The sequence below is a fragment of the Alteromonas sp. Cnat3-28 genome, from assembly GCF_022348265.1.
Lineage (GTDB): Bacteria > Pseudomonadota > Gammaproteobacteria > Enterobacterales > Alteromonadaceae > Alteromonas > Alteromonas macleodii.
This window is the reverse complement of sequence record NZ_JAKREY010000032.1, coordinates 1-22,585: the sequence shown is the minus strand read 5'-3', so window position 1 is coordinate 22,585 and position 22,585 is coordinate 1. Positions and strand designations below refer to the sequence as shown.

23 protein-coding genes are annotated in these 22,585 nt (G+C 43.3%); 9 read left to right on the top strand and 14 right to left on the bottom strand.

Translation table 11 applies throughout. The annotated features are described in order from the left end of the window. Positions 1–234: 234 nt before the first annotated feature. From MHM87_RS19100 to MHM87_RS19055, 10 genes are all read right to left on the bottom strand, one after another. Positions 235–879 (bottom strand): phosphoribosyl-AMP cyclohydrolase, encoded by a 645-nt coding sequence (locus MHM87_RS19100; RefSeq protein WP_239260713.1) that lies wholly within the window; start codon positions 877–879, stop codon positions 235–237. Between the two features lie 516 nt (positions 880–1,395). Then, positions 1,396–1,974, bottom strand: coding sequence for a hypothetical protein (locus MHM87_RS19095; RefSeq protein WP_239260711.1), 579 nt, complete (start codon positions 1,972–1,974; stop codon positions 1,396–1,398). A gap of 24 nt (positions 1,975–1,998) precedes the next feature. Continuing rightward, the gene (locus MHM87_RS19090; protein WP_014949827.1) at positions 1,999–2,256 is read right to left on the bottom strand and encodes a hypothetical protein; all 258 of its coding nucleotides are present in this window, start codon (positions 2,254–2,256) and stop codon (positions 1,999–2,001) included. Between the two features lie 52 nt (positions 2,257–2,308). Further along, positions 2,309–2,866, bottom strand: coding sequence for a hypothetical protein (locus MHM87_RS19085; RefSeq protein WP_239219470.1), 558 nt, complete (start codon positions 2,864–2,866; stop codon positions 2,309–2,311). Positions 2,867–2,870: 4 nt separating this feature from the next. After that, on the bottom strand, positions 2,871–3,200 hold the full coding sequence (locus MHM87_RS19080; RefSeq protein WP_049587618.1) for a hypothetical protein: 330 nt from the start codon (positions 3,198–3,200) through the stop codon (positions 2,871–2,873). 230 nt (positions 3,201–3,430) lie between these two features. Then, positions 3,431–5,515, bottom strand: coding sequence for a response regulator (locus tag MHM87_RS19075; protein WP_239260709.1), 2,085 nt, complete (start codon positions 5,513–5,515; stop codon positions 3,431–3,433). Between the two features lie 12 nt (positions 5,516–5,527). Next, the gene (locus MHM87_RS19070; protein ID WP_049587620.1) at positions 5,528–5,980 is read right to left on the bottom strand and encodes a response regulator; all 453 of its coding nucleotides are present in this window, start codon (positions 5,978–5,980) and stop codon (positions 5,528–5,530) included. Continuing rightward, positions 5,970–7,484, bottom strand: a complete 1,515-nt coding sequence (locus MHM87_RS19065; RefSeq protein WP_239260707.1) for a sensor histidine kinase — start codon at positions 7,482–7,484, stop codon at positions 5,970–5,972. Before MHM87_RS19065 ends, MHM87_RS19070 begins: the two co-directional genes overlap by 11 nt. A 4-nt stretch (positions 7,485–7,488) precedes the next feature. Next, positions 7,489–7,713, bottom strand: a complete 225-nt coding sequence (locus MHM87_RS19060; protein WP_049587624.1) for a hypothetical protein — start codon at positions 7,711–7,713, stop codon at positions 7,489–7,491. Between the two features lie 16 nt (positions 7,714–7,729). After that, the gene (locus MHM87_RS19055; protein ID WP_014949820.1) at positions 7,730–9,061 is read right to left on the bottom strand and encodes a sigma-54 dependent transcriptional regulator; all 1,332 of its coding nucleotides are present in this window, start codon (positions 9,059–9,061) and stop codon (positions 7,730–7,732) included. 546 nt (positions 9,062–9,607) lie between these two features. On the opposite strand from MHM87_RS19055, the gene MHM87_RS19050 reads away from it, so the two are divergent. Continuing rightward, the gene (locus tag MHM87_RS19050; protein ID WP_239260705.1) at positions 9,608–10,213 is read left to right on the top strand and encodes an exopolysaccharide biosynthesis protein; all 606 of its coding nucleotides are present in this window, start codon (positions 9,608–9,610) and stop codon (positions 10,211–10,213) included. Between the two features lie 8 nt (positions 10,214–10,221). On the opposite strand, the gene MHM87_RS19045 is transcribed toward MHM87_RS19050, so the two are convergent. Both MHM87_RS19045 and MHM87_RS19040 read right to left on the bottom strand, forming a co-directional pair. Further along, positions 10,222–11,145 carry a LysR family transcriptional regulator gene (locus MHM87_RS19045; RefSeq protein ID WP_014976801.1) on the bottom strand — a complete coding sequence of 308 codons (924 nt, stop codon included), beginning with the start codon at positions 11,143–11,145 and terminating at the stop codon, positions 10,222–10,224. Positions 11,146–11,201: 56 nt separating this feature from the next. Next, positions 11,202–11,552 (bottom strand): rhodanese-like domain-containing protein, encoded by a 351-nt coding sequence (locus tag MHM87_RS19040; RefSeq protein WP_239260703.1) that lies wholly within the window; start codon positions 11,550–11,552, stop codon positions 11,202–11,204. 184 nt (positions 11,553–11,736) lie between these two features. On the opposite strand from MHM87_RS19040, the gene MHM87_RS19035 reads away from it, so the two are divergent. Further along, positions 11,737–12,048 (top strand): metalloregulator ArsR/SmtB family transcription factor, encoded by a 312-nt coding sequence (locus MHM87_RS19035; RefSeq protein ID WP_014949816.1) that lies wholly within the window; start codon positions 11,737–11,739, stop codon positions 12,046–12,048. Between the two features lie 96 nt (positions 12,049–12,144). Here the strand turns inward: MHM87_RS19035 and MHM87_RS19030 are convergent, their stop codons facing one another. Continuing rightward, positions 12,145–12,894: a PRC-barrel domain-containing protein gene (locus MHM87_RS19030; protein ID WP_239260701.1), complete on the bottom strand. Its 750-nt coding sequence runs from the start codon at positions 12,892–12,894 to the stop codon at positions 12,145–12,147. Positions 12,895–13,086: 192 nt separating this feature from the next. Beyond that, positions 13,087–13,443: a DUF413 domain-containing protein gene (locus MHM87_RS19025; RefSeq protein WP_014949814.1), complete on the bottom strand. Its 357-nt coding sequence runs from the start codon at positions 13,441–13,443 to the stop codon at positions 13,087–13,089. A gap of 399 nt (positions 13,444–13,842) precedes the next feature. Here MHM87_RS19025 and MHM87_RS19020 point away from each other — a divergent pair, with 399 nt between their 5' ends. The 7 genes from MHM87_RS19020 to MHM87_RS18990 form a co-directional block, all read left to right on the top strand. Beyond that, on the top strand, positions 13,843–14,010 hold the full coding sequence (locus MHM87_RS19020; protein ID WP_014949813.1) for a hypothetical protein: 168 nt from the start codon (positions 13,843–13,845) through the stop codon (positions 14,008–14,010). Positions 14,011–14,136: 126 nt separating this feature from the next. Then, on the top strand, positions 14,137–14,967 hold the full coding sequence (locus MHM87_RS19015; protein ID WP_014979575.1) for a LysR family transcriptional regulator: 831 nt from the start codon (positions 14,137–14,139) through the stop codon (positions 14,965–14,967). Positions 14,968–15,039: 72 nt separating this feature from the next. After that, on the top strand, positions 15,040–15,390 hold the full coding sequence (locus MHM87_RS19010) for a DUF2750 domain-containing protein (protein WP_014949811.1): 351 nt from the start codon (positions 15,040–15,042) through the stop codon (positions 15,388–15,390). A gap of 124 nt (positions 15,391–15,514) precedes the next feature. Next, entirely contained in the window at positions 15,515–15,748 is a 234-nt protein-coding gene (locus tag MHM87_RS19005; RefSeq protein WP_014949810.1) for a DUF2789 domain-containing protein, read from the top strand. A 68-nt stretch (positions 15,749–15,816) separates the two neighbouring features. Beyond that, on the top strand, positions 15,817–17,205 hold the full coding sequence (locus MHM87_RS19000; protein ID WP_239260699.1) for a ribonuclease J: 1,389 nt from the start codon (positions 15,817–15,819) through the stop codon (positions 17,203–17,205). A 216-nt stretch (positions 17,206–17,421) separates the two neighbouring features. Beyond that, on the top strand, positions 17,422–21,594 hold the full coding sequence (locus MHM87_RS18995; RefSeq protein ID WP_239260715.1) for an EAL domain-containing protein: 4,173 nt from the start codon (positions 17,422–17,424) through the stop codon (positions 21,592–21,594). 221 nt (positions 21,595–21,815) lie between these two features. Beyond that, positions 21,816–22,585, top strand: a 770-nt coding sequence (locus MHM87_RS18990) for an AMP-binding protein (RefSeq protein ID WP_343213334.1), incomplete at its 3' end; no start/stop codon positions are given.

Sequence of the window (22,585 nt, the reverse complement as noted above, 5' to 3'; positions counted from 1 at the left end):
GCGAAAAACACTGGCGACCGTTGACGCCACTTGAACACTTAAGGTAAAAATCGACTAGCCAACGATGCGTTGATCTGAGGTGTTCAAATAAAACCGGAATGAGTGTTCAAGTAAATCGGAATACGCACGTTGAAAATAAAAAAGAGGCAAAGCGAAAGGGAAGGGACGCCTTGCCTGCAAAGGGAGAGTGTTTCGCCCCTCACACTTCCTAAGAATGGAGGGGCAATGGCCTATCTAGTTACCGTTTGGGTTGTAAGGTAACGAAGATTGGTGAGCAACAATACGCAGGTCGCCGTCACTATCTTTGACATAGGCAAACGTGTATTCCACCTTCGTTTCGCCACCTTTTGTATCAGTAAAGAAGTAGTTGCCCATCGCCACGGCCATGCGACAGCTGTTGTTGATAATACCCACATTATCGAATTTCACATTTGTGTATGGCTTTATTGCAAAGCCTTTGTCCTCTTCGTAAGCGTCATTACCGCCAACAAAGTATGAAAGCGCAGCATCGAAGCTTGAACGGAACTGGTCGTTAGCTGCAAGCGTTGGTTTAAACAGTACGCTGCTTAAATCGTAACCATACATAGCTTGGATGAAATCTGCGGCTTCGCCAGAGTAATCACCATCATTGCTAAATACTGCACCAATTCGCACTATGCCGTCGCCCCACATCTTTTGTGCCGTTACCACTTCTCGCTCAGTAATACATTCGTCGGAATAAAGTAATGCGTTGTCGAGTGCTTTAGCTTTTAACGCCGGAACATTCGAACTAGCTGTATGCTCCATCTGCGGTTTTGCCACTGCACTGCAACCAGTCACCAACATTACTGTAGCTGCTACAAGGGTAGTTTTTGTCATTAACGTGCTTAGCTTTCTCATCGCCTGACTCCTTAGTCATTTGCAAAATAAATATGTGCTATTACCTGATTTAATTGCCTAGAGCAGTACCGCTACAACGTTGTTGCTAGAGGTTTATAAATCTGCTCTGCAGTTCATGGGTTTAATGATAGCTAGCTATGATGACGGAGACTTTTGTACAACATTAATAGAAGATTAACGGGCCATTAAAAATCCAGGAAGCACTTCAGGAGAATGGATAACAGCTATAAATTAGAGAAAAGGGCTGTTATAGCAGCAGTGTCATCGACTCTTTCAAGAGGAAACGAATATGACACTGGCCAAGTTTGTAGAAAAGTGAAGAATGCAGTTAGCCTGTGGACTGCTAGCCACAACAGAAAAGTAATAAAGACTATTGCACAGGTTGTTGGCTTTGAACCATATTACGGTTTTGCTTATGTGTTTGAGCGATGCTTTTCAATAACTGCAACTAGGGCCTGAAAAGCATTTCTATTAAAACTGATGTTTCAGAGCATTAGTGAGCGGCAAAACGCTCAGCTAGTTGCCATTTTTTGGCTCCAGAGGCTCTGATAGTACCTCTAAGACAGTAAAAGCATTTTTACCTAGACGCGTTTTATCATTCGCCATCATTACATCAATAGTAAAGTAGATGTCGTTAATTTGAGTTTTCACAACGTCGCTTGAGCTTGGGACGGCCATAGGCTGTGCCACTTCATCGCAGCCTGACATAGTGCACTGCCTGTCTGTTTGAAATGCCACGGGCTCTTCCTTGTTCGCCATAACTTCTCGCGCAACAACTGGCTTTTTATCCACGTTGGTTTTAACAATAGCTAAATAGGTAAAGCCTTGGTTCTGAGCAATTTCCGCTGCTCTGTAAAGGGCATATTGCTGTACTTTATCAGCAGGAGTTTTGTCTGTTGCCTTAAAAAGAACCTTGTATTCGTTCTCAGAAATTTTTTCGCTCGAATAGCCATAGGCAGCTTTGGAACTCGCTGACTTATAAGGGGTAGGGGCTGCTACAGGGGTCGATGAACAACCTACTATTGCAAGGCTAAACGCCACACCAACACAGGCAAGCGTCAAACGACTTTTCTTCATATCTTTTTTGTTGTTCATCTCACATATTCCTTAATACTGTGATCATTGAAATAACGACAATAGCGCAGTCCTACTTATTGCCATTAGGGCTTGATTGCGTTTTGCTTTGGGTTTTGCATCTACCGCACCCTTGTATGCGCCAAGGGTTGCGATGCCAAGCAATGTTTCAGGCTTTCCCATCATCAGTTTACATTGCCTCTTTGCTTGTGTAAGTGCAACATCTGCATGATGTTTTTGCGAAAAATAAGCATGCTCTTTCTGTGCTATATCTTTCATATTCGATTTTAAAAAAATGTTCATCTCTTTTCCTCATTATTGGCCGTGATTTATTACGCAATGGTAAGTGTGTTCACTATCCGAAAACCCGTCGCCACGTTTGAATGAGTCTGCTAAAGCTCAAGTAATTAAATGAATTTTGTGCAAGTTTAAATAAACAAAAGGCCGCAACACTGTTAAACACCAACAACAGGAGTGGAACTACCACATAGCTAACGCCCACACTATGAAGTATAGCGCCAATAGCGATGTTTAAAATGAGCCAACATACAGTGCCCACCGCAAATGCCGCTAAGCATGCAAAGACTGTAACAAAGAAACTCTTTTTAATGAGCATCAATTCACTGTTAGTGAGCTCTAAAAACGCTAAACCCTGCGCTTTTCGCTGGGTAAATGCTTCAGAGAATGCCGAGAAGATATCCGAAAACGATGGGTCGGGGTAATTCTGTTGCGTTGACTTGTTCTGTTGTGTTGACTTGTATTGTGCAGAGTGTTCAGAGGTTGCTGATGCAGCGTTAGCATTGTCACCGTTGCTCGTAACATTAGGATTCGCCTGCGCCGCGGGCGGCGTCAGGCGAAAAGGATTTTCTGTGCACAAATTGAAATTTGCTCTTCGAAAATCTGGTACAGTCATCGTATTACTTCTTACGTAAAAGTGACGTCACTAACATTCCTGCTGCGAATGCGATACCCGCTGTCGCTACTGGGTTTTCAATGGCATATTTACGTACGTTTGACGCCTGCCATTTCTGCTGCGCCAGACGCTTTCTCGCTGACATGTTCTCTGCAGACGATGTAGCAGTGCGACGAATGTTTTCCTCCGCAATGCCTGCACTGTCTGCTAACTTGTCTACTGACGCATGAAGAGAATCTTTCAGTTGATCCGTTACTGGGTGACTCGGCTCAGCCACGCTGTTTGTATCGTTATGTTTAGCTGTTTGCGATTTAACTGAAGCTTGTGTAGCCATAATACTCTCCTTAATATTTTAGGTTCATATAGGTAGCTGCAACTGATATACCAAATTATTATCTTACTGTTTTATATGATTTATTTTTATTTTACTATTGTTGCGTGAGGTGCTTATGTGCAAGTCTCACACACTGTTGTGTCTTACGTCTGTAATATTTTCTTGCTCTTGATGATGCGCTGCTCAACCTCCGACATTCGGTACAGGTTGGCAGCGAAATAATTAACTTTTCAGCCCACTACCGAGGCTAAATCGTCTTTAGTGACAGGTTTGAGCAGTGCACTGTTGATCCCTATAGTTGTCATCGTTTCGGAGTCCGCTTCGTGGCCGCTTACAATAGTAAGGATGGCATCTGGTAGCTTTTTCTTGAGCTCACTCGCTAAGTCGTAACCGTTATAATCGGGAAGGGTAAGATCCATAAGAATGTGATCGAAACGTTGATTTTCTGCAGCCTGTAATGCTTCAGCACCGCTGTACTGAGTAGTGACCGTATGACCTAAGTGGGAAAGAAACAATTGTAGTAGCTCCGCCGCATCCTCATCGTCTTCAATCACAAGTATATGCTTATTGGCAGGCTGATCTGAATTACCTTTTGAATCAGTAGACTGGATTTTCTGCTCTGCTTGCCCATTATCTGCAAGTCCTCGATAAGCGGTTTCGTCCTCTGGAGCGTGCGGCTTGTCTATTGGCATGTCTGCAACTTGTGCCTCCACGTTGGTAAATGTTACGTGATTACCTGGCGGGAGGTATTGCGAAAGCAAGTTAGCCAGTGCAAACCGGTCAATCGGTTTTCCAATTACGTCGTTAAACCCTTCGCGAATTAACGATTCTCTTAAGCCTTTGCGGCTTGCTGCTGTGACGGCTATCACTGGGATATCCTGCCCATGTCGTCTAATCGCATGTAGGGCTTCTATGCCATTCATCACTGGCATATGAATATCCATTAAAACGAGGTCGAAGGGCTGGTTGTGTTCATCCGCCTGCAACACGGCTTCCAGTGCTTTTACGCCATTTTCAGCGTAGCTAATGTCAGCTTGAGATTGACTCACAAGGTGGCCGGTTAGACGTCGAATTTCTCGCAAGTCATCAACAATTAATACGCGTCCAGTCACGTTTAAATTGATGCTACTAGACTCGACAGGTTGAATTTGGCCTAATTCAAGATCTATACGAGGCTGTTCAGAAACATCGCCAGGGTTTATATCAAATGTAAATGTGCTGCCTTCTCCTAAACGAGACTTAACATCAATGTCGCCGCCCAGTTTAGTGACAAGCTCTTTGCAAATGGCAAGTCCAAGTCCTGCTCCGCCATGATTGGCGCGCATTACATCTTCTATTTGTTCGAAAGGCTGAAAAATATTGATGAGCTTATCAGGCGGCATGCCGATACCTGTATCATCTACAGAAAATCGCAGCAGTGTTTGACTCGAATCGTTTTCAGACGGCTCGTCGAGAAAGATGGTAAGCGTGATACTGCCCTTGTCGGTAAATTTCACGGCATTCGAAATAAGGTTCAACAATACCTGACGCAGGCGGGTAGGATCTGTGTGTATAAACTCTGGTATTTTTGTTTTGGAAACAACGTTAAGGCTTAGTCCTTTGTCTTTGGCATTCAAACGCATTAATGAGTGGATGTCCGTCAAAAACGCGCTTAAGTTCACTTCCTTAATGTTGAGTTCAAGTTTCTCTGCCATTATCCGCGACATGTCTAGCAAATCATTGAGTAGGCTTAACAGGTGCTTGCCGTTAGAGTGGATAATAGATAGCTCTTGTTGAAAAGGGCTGTTTCTCGCATCGTCTATAAGCAGTTCGGTGTAGCCAAGGATAGAGGTGAGGGGGGTGCGCAGCTCATGCCCTAAATGCGCAAGGAACTTATCTTTGGCCTTGTTCTTTTGCTCTACTTTGTTCCGCTCAATTCGCTCGTTCTCGATGTCACGACGAACCATGGCGTATCTAATCGTGCGCATAAACCGCGGTGATTCAATTTCCGATTTTTGCAAATAGTCTGCGGCACCTGCTCGCATGACCATTTCATCCACCGTAGCATCCGATTGTCCGGTAAGTATCACCACGGGTAAATTGAACTGGTTAGATTTTAAAACACCCAATACATCAATCGCGTTCTCTGCACCCAGTAAGTAATCTAACAAACACAGGTCGAAACTTTGTGTCTTTAATGCTTCCACTGCGTCTAAGCTATTCGTCACCCACGTCAACTCAAACGTAGGTGACTCGCACTGTGCTAGATAGTCAGAGGTTAAGAAGTAATCATCTTCATCATCCTCTACCAATAAAATTTTTATTACCTCTGACATCTAGTACCTCATTTACTCGTGTGGTAATTCTACGAACTCTATCCAGTAACGTCCGAGCGCGCGCATTAGTTCAACCAATCCTTCAAAGTTCACTGGTTTTGTAATGTAAGATGCGCAACCTAGATCATAACCGCGTAGCATATCTTCCTCCTCTTTAGAGGTTGTGAGAATTACCACTGGGATACTGCGAAGCTTGGGGTCGTTTTTCAGTTCTTGCAGCGCCTCTCTACCGTCTTTTCTTGGCATGTTTAAATCTAGTAAAATAAGACTAGGTCGCGGTGCCGAAGCAGGATCTGTATATTTACCTTCATGACGAAGAAACTCTAATAATTCAACGCCATCTTCAACACAAAACAGATTGTTTAGAACGCGGCTTTCATTGAGCGCGTCAACCGTAAGTAAGCGGTCGTCTTCGTCATCGTCCGCCATAAGAATATTGATAGGCTGAGTTTGTTTACGCGTCATTGTGTGTTTCTCCATTATTGTTGTTAGAACCAAACGGTTCACTATTTTTGGGTATTATTATCGAGAACGTTGCCCCTTTTCCGGGAGAACTAACTGCGGTTATTTGACCGTTGTGCCGTTCTACAATACGACGACAAACGGCAAGCCCAATACCCGTACCTTTGTATTCACTTCTACCGTGAAGGCGTTGGAAAGGGGCAAATATTTTTTCAGCAAACGATTGCTCGAACCCTATACCGTTGTCTGATACGGTTATTTTTGTCCAGTCGTATTCTTCAGCAAGCAGAATGTCTTTCGTTTCTTCTTCCGTCGCGTCTCTTGCAGATATCGTTACTTCAGGTCTCACTCCCTCGCTCTGAAATTTCAGTGCGTTAGACACTAAGTTTAAAAACAGCTGCTCTAATTGCGATTTGTCACCGCGAATAGTCGGCAAATCGCTAACATTTATTTGCGCAGACTTTTCATCGATAGCGATTTCCAAATCGCCCATGATGCTATCCACTACGGTGCCTAGATTAACGTCGTCAAACTCTTTACCTCGTGTGGAAACGCGAGAAAAGGCGAGAAGATCTGAAATAAGCATGGACATCCGCTCTGCTGCATTGAGCATGCGCGCAAGGTAATCTTTGCCTCGTTCGTCTATCACATCGTTGTAACCCGATTCTAAGCGGTTACCAAATGCCCGAATTTTTCTTAATGGTTCTTGAAGATCGTGTGACGCCACAAAGGCAAAATCTTCCAACTCTCTATTACTTCGTGCTAATTCGTCTGAATAAACACTTAACTCTTGCGTTCTATCTGCTATCCGAGATTCTAGATCTTCGTTAACAGACTCTAAGTCAGCTTGATACTTCTCATGCTCACGGGAATTTATTTTGAGCAATAAAAATACCGTAATAATCAGTAGCAGAGTTGTTGCAGAGGAAATGATCAGCGTATTAACAGAGTCCCTTCTTAGGCTCATTAAGTTGGCTAAATGCGTGCCTTGCATATCTCGTTCTGAACCGTCGATTTCTCTAAATAAGGTTTCAAACTGTTTGTAGAGTTTTATACCCTTATCGCTATTCACTAAAATGACAGCTTGTTGCTCTTTTCCTTCTTTATACAGCTCAACTATTTCAATGACTTCATTGATTTTAGCTTTGGTTAAAGACAAAAGTTCTTCGATGCGGATGGACTGGTCGTTAATATCTGAAGAGAAGGAGCTTACTTCTACCTCATCCATTAATTCGCCGATTACGCTTAACGTTTCGGTGTAGTCGGTAAGATATTCTTCATCGCCAGTTAACATATAGCCGCGCTGACCAGACTCCACACGAAGTACAGCAACGTGAAGGCGGTTAACTGCATTGATAACACGGTTCGTAGTGAACAGCCGCGCTTCAAGAGCAGATAGGTCATTCAATGTACTGACTACGTAAAATGAATTAGCAGTTATTACAATAATGACCAGAACAACTAAAATTATCCAACTGTATAGTGAAAACAATACTTTAGTAATCATTTACTTAATCCGAAACATTGCCACTTAACTCTGATGTCATTTCAGCAAGAGTATGGCTGCAGTCTTTAGCACTGCTTATTATTTTATCCAACGCAACCAATGCCTTTTCAGGTGGAACGTCACCGTTTAATGCCATTTTTACTAGCTCAGCTTGCATTGATATTCTGTTTAATGGTTTGCGTGCATCATGCACATAAACATTTAGTCGAGAAAGTTCTTCGCTAGTCATGCCGAATACCTCTTACTTAGTCGTCTTTACTTAAGTCACCATATGCATGAAGACGGTTGTAAAGCGTTTTTGTACTAATTCCCAGCATTTCTGCTGCGGTGGTCTTATTGCCATTCACTTTTTCCAACGTGGCATAAATTAGCTCTTTTTCCACGTCTTCAATGGTTCTACCGGCTTGAAGTGCCGGTGTCGTGCTCTGTTTTTGAGCGAAAGGCGACTCAATGGTTTTTGGTAATTCAATCTCACTCTTTTCAGGGTCGCTCATAATGGCAGCGCGATGCACAAAGTGTCTTAGCTCACGCACGTTACCGGGCCAGTCATAAGCTTGTAACGTATCGAGTTGACTATCTTCCCACTTAAATTGCGAGCCATTATCTTTATTGAATTCAGCAATAAAGGTTTTTGCTAGTAATGGAATATCTTCCTTTCTTTCGCGTAGCGGAGGAATGGTGATTGGGAACACCGCAAGTCTGAAGTAGATGTCTTCGCGCAGTACTTTGCTTTGCGCAATCTCTTCCATTGTTCGGTTCGTGGCAGATACAACGCGGCAGCTCACCGGGATGGTCTTCGTTCCGCCCACACGAATAACAACCTTGTTTTCTAAAACGCGGAGTAAGTTGGGCTGCATATCAATGGGCATTTCTGTGATTTCGTCCAAAAAGAGCGTGCCGCCCTCAGCTTGTTCGAAAACACCTTCTTTACGTCCTACAGCGCCGGTAAATGCTCCTTTTTCGTGACCGAAAAGTTCGCTACCTATTAGTTCTTTTGAGAATGCACCACAGTTGGTTGCAATATAGGGACCTTCACTTTCTGAAGCACGATGAATTGCGGCAGCCACCACTTCTTTACCTACACCGCTTTCACCAAGCAGCATTACGTTAGCGCTGGTTTTACTCACTCTAGAAATCAGCTTGTAGAGCTCTTTCATAATTGGCGATTCACCAATCAGTAGGTCAAAATGTTTCTCTATTTTTTCTTGCGCAGGTGCTTTTTCTTTTGGCTTTTGACTTAATACAGCCTCTATTTCCTCCCGTTGAATTGGCTTAACGAGATAGTCGACCGTGGGGCCACACAGACCCTTTATAACGCTTTTCACAGAAGGGTGACCCGTTATCAAAGTAACGCGAGGGCGCTTAGGAAGTGCATCTAACTCATTGAACAAGTGCGCGCCGCTTCCATCGGGTAGCATGAAATCAAGCAGTACATGGTCAAAGGTTTCTTTCTCTAACCAATCGCGGGCTTCTTTGAGTGTGGCAGCGGTAAGTACTTCGTGGCCAAGAAATTCGATGATAGTACAAGCTACTTCTGTGAACTCGGCGTCGTCATCAACTAAAAGTACGGTAAGCACGTGGATGTCCCTCTCTTCTTTCGTTTCCTATTCAGAAAAAATATGGAATAGAATCAATGTTATAGTTTTATCATACGCTATTAACAACTGAATGCTAAAGCGCATATTTAAAGTTTATTTATACGCTGGTTTAAATTGATAAAGCGTAAGCGCATCGGAAAATATCTAAACGCTTCAAGCAACCCGGAAATCTTGAACACTTGCCTTGATGCCAGAGATAGTCGGTTGCGCTACCTTCTTCTAATTTATCAAGTCTTTGCGATCAGCGGTGCACATCGCACTAAAGTACAGAATGTCTATATCTGTCTTTGTTTTATTAGGTGATTTTACTTTACTTATCAGGGGCATTTGCAAAAAGTATTCCTGTCTTCAACACACCGTCACATGCAATCGATGGCATATTTTTCGCACGATTTGCCTGTCTAAGGTTACTTGCAATCTCACTATGGTAAATCGAGTAGGTGCAAGAAATGTATATTAATTAGGCGAGGAGCCCGTCTGATTAGCGCGACGTTCGCTGGTAATGTGATATCAAAGGAATTGAAGATGTGGGGAAAAACAGCTGTAAGATCAATGACCTTGTACGAGTTGTTGGGGAAAATGCAGCCGCGAGCAAGACAAGATACGTTCGAGTTTGCTGAATTTTGGGATGTGATGGAGAAAAGAGGCTTTGGACCAATGTTGGCGCTGCCATCTTTTATCGCTTGCACACCGATTGGGGCCATCCCTGGGATCCCATCTTTAGCGGGTGGGACAATTTTACTCATCGCGTTGCAAATTTTACTCGGTCGTAGGCATCCTTGGTTACCGCAAAAAGTGATGCAACTAAACTGTGACGCCGATCAGCTTCGCTACATTGTCGAAAAGGTTAAACCGTATGCAGTACGCGTAGACCGCTTTTTAGTTCCTCGGTGTTTTTTCATGCGCCAGCCTGTGTTCAGATCACTCATCGCATTATGTTGTGCAGGTTGCGGACTTGTAATGATTCCTCTGGAGCTTATTCCCTTTATGGGCCTTATTCCCGCTTTTGCTGTTTTTATTATGGCAATAGGCATGGCCACAGACGATGGTGCTGTGGCGTTAGTTGGTGTTTCATTATCGCTATTTGGGTTTATACTTGGATTTGAACGCCTTGCAGTCGCTCTAAACTGATGGTCAAACTACTCAGTACACGAATCGAGCATAAAATCTGACGATGGAAGGTTCATTGTTTGATATCGTAGCTCACCAATAAAAGCACGGGCAGCTGGTCCCAACGTATCGCCGTCTTCAAAAGACAGATAAAGGAGCGCCTTACGCAATGCTGCATTATTATCCAGGGGAAGGGGAACGAGTGTACCGTCTTCAAGCTCATCTTTAATGATTGCTATAGGCAGCCACGCAAAACCCAACCCCTGAGCAATAATATCTAATGACGTTCTAACGTGGCTTACGGTCCAGCGTTGCTCTGCACCTAACCAGCCCACATCAGCTTTACGCTCCGCAGATGAATCCCTTACCACAATTTGACGATGCGCTTTTAAGTCTTCCAGTGTGAGCGTTCTATCTAATTGGTGTAATGGATGGTCGGCGTGAGCGACAGCTGCAAACTCAATTTCGCACAAGTCTTCGCTAAAGCCATTAGGAAACACGAAAGGAGAGATGCCTAAATCAACTTTACCATTGCTCAAAAGTGAATTTGCGCCACTGAGCACAGTTTCTTCTATCTCGATACGAAGCAGCGGAAACTCAGCAGAAACTTTCGCTAGCACGTTATAAAGCAATTCAGACGGAAAAATAATATCCACCGCTATGCGTAAAGTTGTTTCTGTGCCAGATTGAAGGCTATTGGCAACGGCCTCGAGCTTGTGCGCTTCGCTCAGCAAAAAAGAGGCACGGCGATACATAAGTTCGCCTTGCGGAGAAAGCTGGACTTTACGTCCAATATTCTCAAACAACGACACACCAATGGCGTTTTCAAGCTTTTGAACCGCGTGGTGAACGCTCGATTGACTTTTGTGAACTTCAGCAGCAGCTTGATTAAAGCCGCCTGCATCGACGACGGCTTTGAACATTCGCCATTGTTCTAACGTAGATTTCAGCATACAGGGCCTTAAAACTCTTAATTAACGCTACTTATAGCATACACGTGGTTAAGAAGTCATTTTCGGTTTGCTTGGTTTATCGTGGGTACAGGGCATGTCACAACCGAAACGTTCTCATAGCCCATTTTTATAAGTTGCTCTGCTGCTAGTTTTGCTCGAATGCCCGATGCACAGTGAATATAAAGTGGCGCTGAAGCATCTTTAAACTGTTCCAGTGCCTTCATTTCGAGCACGCCGCGTGGTATGTGAAGCGCAGAAGGTACGGGCTGATTGGCAACTTCGGCACTCTCTCGTACATCAATCAGTATACCGCTATTGTTTCGGCACTCACTAGCCGCTTGCTTTGCAGATACAGTGCGTAAGTTATCGTCTATGTTTTCTATTCGAGTCTTCATATCTATAAGCATACTTTTCCTTTTTGCCTAAACTTGGTTAAAATAAGTAAAATCTAATATATTGATGTCAGCGTAATAAAACAATGTAAAATACAGGGATTCGTCGCATAAATTGGCAGGTCGGCAAAATGTCTTATACTTTAGTATAGTAAATGGCTAAATTGGTGCCGAAATACTTTACAGATAGAGAGTGCTTATGTCCGAGGATATGGTAATAGGTTCAGATGATATAATGGAACACGCTGCGGAAGCCGAAATCTTCCTAAAGCAATTCGCGAATAAAACACGCCTTATGGTGCTTTGTTCGTTGCTGAAAGAGGAAAAATCGGTAACCGAACTTCTCGAAGTTGTTAGCGTCTCGCAGCCAGTGATTTCTCAGCATCTTGCTTTATTGCGAGAATCAAAGATGGTGGCCACAAGAAGGGAAGGTCAAACTATTTACTACCGCTTAGCAGACGAGCGCGTCAAGCGTTTGATTGCTTTGATGTACGAATTTTTCTGCGAGTAATCTTCTTTTTGTATCCTAAGCTACAATGTCCGCCTTCAACAACGGACATTGTAAAGTTCCTAACTAAAAATCGCCAACAGTGACATTCTTCGGTTATTAATTTCCGTTTTTATTCAATTGCTCGCAAAGCATAGGCACATAGCCTTCTTCAGATATTTTTTCACTTTCCACTTCAGGTCTATCAACCAATTCGTCGTGACTTAAATTGACTACTACGCTGTGCGCCGCCCAGTCGATACTTTCAATATCGCTAGGTAGAAGTGCGAGATGTTTGCCACCCGGAAGCCAGTTGTTGGTATCTACCACTAGCATGACTATCTTCCAGCTCTCGGTGTCAATGACAAAGTTACTGATGTGGCCCACGTTATCAGTGGTTGTAGCAACTTCATATCCACCAACTTCGCCCACTGCTCTTAGGTGGTTGGTGCTCTTTTTCGGGTTTTCAGTTTCAGACTCTTCAGCGCGCTGTAATTCGACCAGTTCATTTGGATGTGCGAACTCCCCCCAAGCTCCTGGTCCAATCCAATAGTATCCGTAACCAAAATATTTGAAGAGATTTTCTTCGTATTCACGTGACACAGGCTTATGTTCGTCAATAGAGGGGCTGTTTTTTAATGTATCAACTGTCATATTGATATGAACAGACTCACTATCTTCATCTAACTGTTTGACAGATATAGGTGATATCACCACTTTACGGCTAAGCGGTAGCCAAGTATTGGTATCTGCGACCAAGTAGCGAACAGTGAAGGTTTCGTCATCGAAAAGGATATCGCGGATGCCGCCCACTTTGTCATCAAGGGCATGTATAGAAAAGTGAGTAAGCTGTTTTGAACTAATGATCATCGTTGCGCCTCCTTTGCATGGGCTCGTTTTTCAGAATGAAATGCACAATTCACTGCACATCACTCTGTATTACTACTAAGTGTAGACAGTCCTTAATGTTTCTTCATTTTGTTCTTGTCTGAAGTTGATTGAGATCATTTGTTCAATAACAAAAAAGCTCGCCGGAGCGAGCTTTTTAGTAATGCTGTAGCATTATGCTACATCGAATTCTTCATCAGAGTAATCTTCATCATAGTCTGATTGGTTACTCGCACTGCTGTGAAGGGTGTAGAAGTGCTTTTTACCCCTTGCTAATCTGACGTATTTCGCCCAGGCTTTTTCTAGGTTATTGCTAGCTTCTACTTTACCTGTAACGAATTCGACGAAATGTCTCTCATCATCACTTTCAGGCGACAATTCGCCACTTTCAAGTCCTAGCAGTGTTTTGCCGTAGTGGGTTAGAAGATCGGCTTCAGTAATACTGAAGTCACCTGATTTACGAAAACCGTATGGAAACTTCTGACGGTCAATATAAGGTTTTGCAGATTGTCGAATAGCTAAACTTTTCATGTTGTACCCAACGTAATGTTTTGTTCAGCGCACTTTTAAGATAATTAAAAACGAAGATAAAACAAAAGATTTTTCTCTTATCAATAAAAAATTTTTAACGGTATAAAATCTAACACTAAATTTTAGATTACGTTTGAAAAGTATACAGAAAGTGCGAGGGTATAACCTCAAGCGTGATATACCTAAGCTCTTGAAATTAAAGTAAAATGTAGTTTTTTACTTATTGGCCCTGCAACGGGCGTCGCTATTACACGAGCGTAAATGAGTTGGACGTTAAAAGTCTATGAAAATCACTGATGGGAATAATCAAAAATTCTTGTCGCTACGATGATTAAAATTCGTTTTCTATTTTGTCGCTTAAGATAATAATTGAGGTGTGTTAACAACCCAGAGAAGTCAATGAGTAAAGACTATCGTTACCAGCGTGATGAATGGGACTCGGTAGAAGAGGAAGATTTTCACGCTAAAAAGCCAAATTCCAAACGTCAAAGTACTGTAAAGGAAAAGCAGAAGCGTGACCTGCAACGCCGTGACAAACAGCGTCGCCTGCACCAAGAAGAGTATTAATTCAGCGAGTTGGTGAAATTTTAATAAAGCGTACCGTTTATAGCGGTGCGCTTCTGTGCTTTTGTGTTTACTTGCCGTATTATCTGTGTCAATTTAGACCCACTTTGATTCGGTTGTACAATAAGCATGGATATACGCTTTCTCACCACCTTTATAGAGGTGGCAAAAACTCGTCACTTTGGTAAAGCGGCTGAAAACCTTTACCTTACTCAATCTGCAGTCAGTGCGCGCATAAAGCTACTTGAAGAGTATTTTCATACCACGCTTTTTATTAGGCAACGCAACAGTATACAGCTCACTCAATCTGGTGAGAAACTTCTGCCTTACGCTAGGCAATTATGCGCAACGCTAAACGAAGCAAAACAAGAGCTCCAAATTCAATCCTCTGAATATGTTGTTTGCGGCGCAACACAGCTGGCGAGCGAGCTGTTATTGCCTCAGATGCTCAGCCACCTACACAACTCGTTTCCCGATTGGTCAGTAAAGGCTGAAGTTCTTACGTTAGATACCCTTTCGCGACAATTGCACGAAAGGGTGACGGACTTATCATTCTCCACTGAACCGTTGAAATCTGAAGAAGTAAACAGTGATGTATTGCTAGAGCAGGATTTGGCGCTATATAGAATTGGACAAGCGTCTGAGACTATTGATGCAGCAGATTTTGTGGCTATTGATTGGGGAACTAAGGCAAGAGACTGGTTGCTTACTGCTTACCCTCAACTTCGCGATGCAAAGTTAAGAACCAATTCGTTGAATCTTGCGCTCAACAATTTACAGAGCGAAGGTGGTATTGCCGTATTACCGACCAACGTTGAGAGTCAGTTACCCGGTAGTGTGAAAGTGACCAGAATTGAAACGTTAGAAAACGTATCGTTTAAGGTGTATGTGCACAGCATGAAGCAAGTCAGACGAGTGGGTCTAGCAGAGATAATAGAAAGCGTGTCTAAAGCGTGTTAACCGCTGCCAATAAATTTACTCACGGTGCCTAATTTAAAGGCATGTGAATCGCAGAATTAAAGAGAGAAACTTATGTCACAATTACATCCTTTATTGGAAAAAAACGCATTTCAACGACTAGAAGCAAGCCTTGCAACAATTAAAGCGGAAGAGAAACTCTTCATTCTTAAAGATGAGCACGGCTGCGTAATGCTAACTACTGATGAAGAAGATGGTGTTCCGGTTTGGCCTGATGCTGAATTAGCACTCTTGTGGGCAACCGAAGACTGGGCACACTGTGAAGCGATGGAATTAAGCACCGAAGAGTTTTTGACTAAGTGGGTGCCGGGCATGACGCAAGATGAATTAATGGTCATTGTATGTCCTGTACCTGCTGAAGAAGGAGAGGTGATTACGCCAGAAGAGTTCGCTGACTACCTTTAAGATGTGATCTCAAGGGGAAGACAAAGGGTAATTATCCAGTAAGCAAATGGGGCATAATAAAGTTAGTTGGGTACAACGTATCTGGCGATTATTGTGCCCTTAATTGATAACCCAAGGAGGCGTTATGTTTACTGAGCAACCCACAATGAATAGTCTATTCAGCCAACTAGGTTTAGGAAGTTCAGACGAAGAAATTGCTGAATTTTTTGAAACACATCGAGGGCTGAACAAGAGCCAACATCTTCATGAAGCGCCTTATTGGAATGAAAGTCAGTCTGCATTTTTGAAAGATGCCATTGTTGAAGACGCTGCGTGGGCCGAAGTGATAGACCAACTTAATGCTGAATTACACGAATGATGGCTCTGCGCTCATAGATTTAAACGTCAAACTAATATTCAATGCTCTGAGAGAAGGTAATAACCGTTTTGTTGCACCCATCTGCTGATGATTTGTGGTTTCTTCCGTTAGGCGGAACGGGCGAAATTGGGATGAACCTCAATTTGTATGGTCACGATGGTCAATGGTTAATGGTTGACTGTGGGGTTTCTTTTGATGAGCCTCTCGTACCTGCCTACAAAGGCGTCAGCCAAGCGTCTAACCAGAATACGTTCAAAGCCACTACGCATCGCGTTGTGGCTCCGAACCCTTCATTTATTGCTAAACAAAAAGAAGCACTAGCTGGCATTGTCATTACCCACGCCCATGAAGATCATGTAGGCGCAATTCCTTACCTTTGGGAACGTTTCCAAAAGCCAATTTATACTACGTCTTTTACCGCCGAAGTGTTAAGGCGAAAGCTTGCAAGGAGCAAATTGGCTAACCGTATTGCCATTATTGAAGTCGATGCAGGCGATACCAAGCAAATCGGGCCTTTTAGCGTTAACTGGCTAGCCATTACTCATTCGCTTCCAGAACCCTTCGCACTAAAAATCAATACACCAGTAGGCACAGTATTGCATACAGCAGACTGGAAAATTGATGCCAACCCCATAACAGGTTTACCTTTTGACGTTAGCCTTTACAAGCGACTAGGCAGTGAGAATATTCTTGCCATGGTTGGCGACTCTACCAATGCAACAAAACTGGGCTTTTCAATTTCAGAGAGAAATTGTTACGACGGCCTATTAAGCACTATCGCGCCGTTAAAGGGGAGAGCGGTGGTAGGTTGCTTTGGTAGCAATATAGCAAGGCTAATTTCGCTGGCTAAAGTCGCGAAGAAAACTAAGCGCTACATGGCGCTGTACGGTCGTTCGTTAATGAACATGTACGGCATTGCCAAGCAACAGGGCATTTGGCCAGACGATTTACCTGTGACCGATCCCCAACATTTAGGTTATCTTCCCCCCCATGAAGTTTTAGCCGTAGCGACAGGCAGCCAGGGCGAGAAAAATACCGCGCTGGCGCGTTTTGCAAAAGACACTCACCCTCACCTTAGTTTAGACAAAGGGGATACTGTGCTATTTTCTTCGATAGTTATTCCTGGAAATGAAGAAAGTGTAGGCCGACTAAGTAAAGCGCTGCAGGCAAAGGGAGTAACGGTTATTCACAGTGAAGATAGCACGCTGCCAATTCATGCCAGCGGTCACCCCTGTGAAGAAGAATTAAAGCTCATGTATCATTGGGTAAAACCTACCATTGCTATTCCGGTTCACGGCGAGCATCAACACCTTCAAGCACATGCAAATATTGCTAAAGCGTGCGGTATTAAAAAGACCTATGTAGGGCAGAACGGTGATTTGTACAGGCTAGCGCCACAGCCAAGCATTCGCAGACAGGTTGTTCCAGTTGGTCGCATTCCTGTACAGCAAGAGTAAAATAAAAATATCGAAATAGCCCTAAGTGTATTTAGTCGGACGCGCCTTTTGCTTTTGTTTATATTGTACGCTTTAGAAAAATTAATTTTTATTTATCAATGCGATAGATGTGTCCTTCACGTTTTTAAAAACCTCATTTTAGAAGCTGCCCAAGTTTAAAACATTCTGTTACACTTGGGTTTATAATAAAAATTTAAAACGTGCGACCCATTTTTGATGAGATATTTCAACTATCTTTTACTGCTGGTTTTAGTTGTAAGCCTACAAGCGGTGGCCTCACCGCGACTGTCTAATCCCGTCTTTCAGTCTTTATCGACCAAAAATGGCCTTCCGCAAGATATCGTCAACGACATTGTTATAAACGAAGATGGCTTTGTGTGGATAGCCACAGAAGGTGGTTTGGTTCGTTGGGATGGAGTAAGAACTAAACGAGTAGCAGGTCCAGACAATTCTCTTATCGACTCATCCATTTATCGACTTGCTCTTCAAGGTACTGAAGCGTTGTGGTTTAGCGTGTACGGCAGAGGAGTTTATTATCTCGATTTAGCCACTCAGGATGTGGTGCAATTAGAGCCAACGTACTACCACGACTTTGAAGGTTTTGTGCAACATGCGGAAACCTTTCATTGGCAAGATGACACGCACCTTATCATTGCACTGACAGAAGAAGTGCATAAATTTAACACGCAAACTAAAACTCTTGAGCGAATAGCAAAGCTCCCTGAGCCGCTGTTGGGTAACAGCCAAAGCATCCGGGCGGCAATCACCGTTGAAGACACCTTACTGGTAGCCACTACATCGGGGGTGTACGTCAAAAATATCAACAATTTAGAACAGCCTTTACGTAGACTTGATTACCTGGGTGATATTCCCGAAAACCTCGATAACGCCAATGCAAAGTTTCTACTTTTAGACGATAAGGACAGGGTGTGGATTTCAACGGTTTTGGGCGTATTTGTTGCTCAGAAACAAGACTTTCTTAAGCAGGTACAAGGCGAAAAAGAACATGTCTTTACACAAGTTGTATCCGACAGAAACGTGTGGACGTTGGTTCAGTACAAAGACGACGCTTTTTGGATGGGCACTAATAAAGGGTTATATCAGCTGAACAAAAAAGCAGGTGATTGGGAATACGAACATATCTTAGAGCCGCATAACGGTTTCACCGAAATTTCAAACAAAAAAATTATCGCCATTGCCAAAGATGAATCTGACAACCTCTGGTTAAGTTCAGTCTATGCTGGCGCGCTGTATTTCGGTGTGAAAAGTGCGGATATTTTTGCCATCCAGAATGAACGAGCAGGTGAGGCTAGCGTTTTGACTAGCCATGTGGTGTGGTCGTTTGCCGAGACTGAGCCTAATAAAATTTGGATAGGTACAGAAAATGGGCTTAATCACTATGATTTCTCGACAAAAAAGTCTGAGAAGTATCTGTATTCAAAAAGTGAAAGAGCGATTATCGGTGAAGGAGCCGTAGACAAAATTGTTCCAACGCAAAGTGGCGAATTGTTTCTCAATACGTACAACGGAATACGGTTGTTTGATATGGAAACAGGGGAGGCTAACCGGCCAGAGGTATTAAAAGGTGGCGATGACACCATATTTGATGCGTATGGCACGGGAATGATGCTTTCAGATAAAGGGGATTTGTACTTTATTGGCAACGAAGGTTTTGTAAAGTATGACGTGGACGAAAAAGAAATTTCCTCTTTAGAGCTGGATCCTCGTGTTTTTGACATAAATTTTTCATTGGGTTTTTTGGGGCAGTCTCATTACCACAATGATCGATTATTTTTTGCTACCGAAGGTGGTTTGTGGTTAATCGACCCAGAGACGTTTCAACATGAATTGGTCTATCGATTCTCAGAGCTACAGCGTGGCCGAGATCGCTCTATATCGTCGTGGGTTATCGACGATATGGGTGTGCTGTGGCTTGCATACAGTGGCGTAGGGTTGGTTGGTATAGACGCAGACACGTTTGAGCCGTTGTACAACCTAAATGAATCGAATATTTTATTATCAAACATTGTTTACGGGCTGCAAAAAGACGAAGCAGGCAATATCTGGTTTAGTTCGCACAAAGGGTTACACAATTACGATCCGTCTACCGGCCAAATCAAGAACTTTATCTACGGACGAGAGCTAAGTGTTTCTGAGTTTAACCAGGGGGCTTCGCTTAAGCTTAAGGACGGTCGACTGGCTTACGGTTCGACGAGCGGCGCTGTGGTTTTCTCTGCATCGCAATTGGAAAGCTTGGAAGTTGGAAGAAGTTTGCTGAGTAAGCAAACTGCTATAACGGAAGTTGCCGTAGATAATAGGGTGCTTAATCAGCCGCTTAAAAACCTAAGTGGACATCATTTCGATCTCGATTACGAAGATTATGGGTTAACAATCCATTTTTCGTCATTAGCGATGTCAGGCATAGGAAAAGTAAAGTACTACTACAAGCTGTTGAACGGTGATCGCGTCGTTACAGAAGGCGTGACTGACGATGCAAAAATAACCTTTACCAACATAGAACCGGGTGACTACGTTTTTTCTGTTGCCCCCACGCCAGGTAGTTTCGACTATAATGTGCTACCGGCTGAAATTACGCTTTATATGCCACATGCGCCTCTGCGTTCACCGCTTGCATATACTATTTACGCAGCGCTCATCGTGAGTTTATTCGTAGCATATTTACTCTCCCGTCAACGCCAACTGTTTAGACTACAAAAAGCTCAGCAGCAGGTAACGCTATTCAGTGACGCTTTTAGACAAACTCGAGACTGGGTTTTAATTTTTGATAAAGAAAAGCGTTTAGTTGCCGCGAACCCAGCTTTTGAGCACGTGTTCGGTTTTAATAATAAAGAACCGTTACCCAAGCAGTTGGCACGACTTTATTTGCGTTACCCAACGTTGAATAGACACCTGTCTGGCAAATTACCGGAAATGCAGGGAGGGGATTTTTGGAAAGACGAGGCCGTGATCGATGGTGCTGATGGCAAGCGCTACGACGTGCTTATTGATATAACAGCGGTAAGTGGCGAAAGTAACACTGCAGAGCATTACCTGATTGTTATTTCCGACATCACAGAACAAAAAAATGCTGAGCGCAAACTTCTGAAAATCGCGACCTACGATGGCTTAACAGGCTTGGTCAACAGAACATTGCTGCTAGACAGACTGGAGCATGCTATTGGGCTTGCCCGTCATCATGAGCATCGTGTGGCGGTGATGTTTGTTGACTTGGATAGATTTAAAGGTATTAACGACTCACTTGGGCATGACTACGGTGACAAACTGCTGCGCATTGTAGCCAACCGAATGCGAAACCTTGTGGCTGAGTCGGGCACCGTTGCGCGATTAGGCGGCGATGAATTCGTTATTGTTATTGAGGAAGTTAATGCCAATGACGACTTGAGCTCATTCGTGGCACAAATCATTGAATCAGTAGAAACGCCTATATCGTTAGCAGAGGAAGTGCTTCGTGTTTCGTGCAGTATTGGTGTGGCGTTTTATCCCGAAGACGCCTCTGAGCCTGCTGAGCTTATCAAGCAGGCTGATGTGGCTATGTATACGGCGAAGAAGGACGCATTAAGCGGCTTTACCTACTTTACGACAGACATGAATGAACGTGCCAAAACGCGTTTACAGCTTGAAAATAAAGTAAAACGTGCCTATTCAGACGACTGCTTCTTCAATCACTACCAGCCAATTATAGATGCCAGAACTAATACCACTATTGGGGTTGAGTTACTGCTGCGAGGAAAGCTGGATAACGAGCCTCTTTTCCCCGATCAGTTCATTCCGGTACTTGAAGAATTGAAGTACATAATAGAAGTTACACGACAGGCAATGCGAAGAGCGGCAGAGGACTTGTCGTCCTGGTACAGCCAAGGCTTCACGGGGTTTGTTTCTATTAACCTATCTGCACTTCACTTCAAAACCGAATTCGACTTAACCGGTGTGCTAACCCTGCTTGATGAGTTCAATCTACCCAAAGAAGCGTTTCGATTCGAGATTACCGAAGGCGTATTGATGGATGACAGTGACAATGCGTTAAGACAGATTAATCGGTTTGTGAAAGAAGGTTTTGTATTAGCCCTTGACGATTTTGGTACAGGTTACTCGTCTTTAAGCTATTTAAAGCGTTATCCGTTGTCGGTATTAAAAATCGACAAGAGCTTCGTTAACGAAATGGCGCCGGGTAATGCAAACGAAGCGCTGGTAACAACAACCATTACGTTAGCGAATAACTTGAATATGAGTTGTGTTGCGGAAGGCGTTGAAACAAAAGCGCAAGCAGAAGAATTGATTGGAAAAGCGTGTTATTTCCACCAAGGCTATTTCTACGCCAAGCCTTGTACCGCCGAGGAAGTTGCACCGCTGTTATTTAAAGCGTGGTAAAACGTCGATATTTACCGCGTTTTTCTAACAGATAAGACCATAAAGATTCAAAAGCCAAATCTATAAGAAAACTAAATTTAGCCTCTAAAGCCTTGTTATTCGTCGCATAGAATGTAAACGCTTGTTTAAAAAGCTTGTTTTTCAATAAAAAATAGGGCTTATTAGAAGTCTGTGAAATCATTGTAAAAATGAGCTACATTATAACAACATATGAGTGACTTATGCCGCTAGACATGACAGCAAACGCAAATACCACGGAAGTAATAACATCGCCATTAAGTATGTTGTACCACTGGGAACAGAGCCGTGGGAACGACGTATTTCTTACGCAGCCTATTAACGGTGAATACCACGACTACACATGGAAGCAAGTCGCCGAACAAGCCAGAAAAGTGGCAGCACGTTTACGTGAATTCGATTTCCCGCAAGGCAGCCGTATAGGTATCTTTTCAAAAAACTGTGCTGAGTGGTTTATCGCTGATCTGGGCATTATGATGGCAGGTCACGTGTCGGTACCTATTTTCTCAACAGCCGGTCCAGACACGGTCCAGTATGTATTGAAACATGCTGACGTACAGCTACTGTTCGTTGGAAAACTAGATAATACTGCGGAACAAGTTGCTTCTATTCCTTCAGAATATTTAACGGTTGCCTTTCCTTATCCAAACATTGCTACTAAGCAGCAGTGGAAAGCGTTTATGGATATCGCGCCCATAACAGACTCGCCTGTACCTGATATGGATGATTTGATGACAATCATTTATACGTCTGGCAGTACTGGTCAGCCTAAAGGGGTGGTGCACAGTTACAATACGGCTTGTTGGGCAGCGCGTCGCTCGCTCGATCAATTGGGTATTAACCAAAACGATCGCACAATGAGCTACTTACCACTTGCGCATATTACAGAGCGTGTACTGGTCGAGCTTTCAAGCTACTACAGTGGTGGCAAAATTCACTTTGTAGAAGATTTAACTACCTTCCAACGGGATGT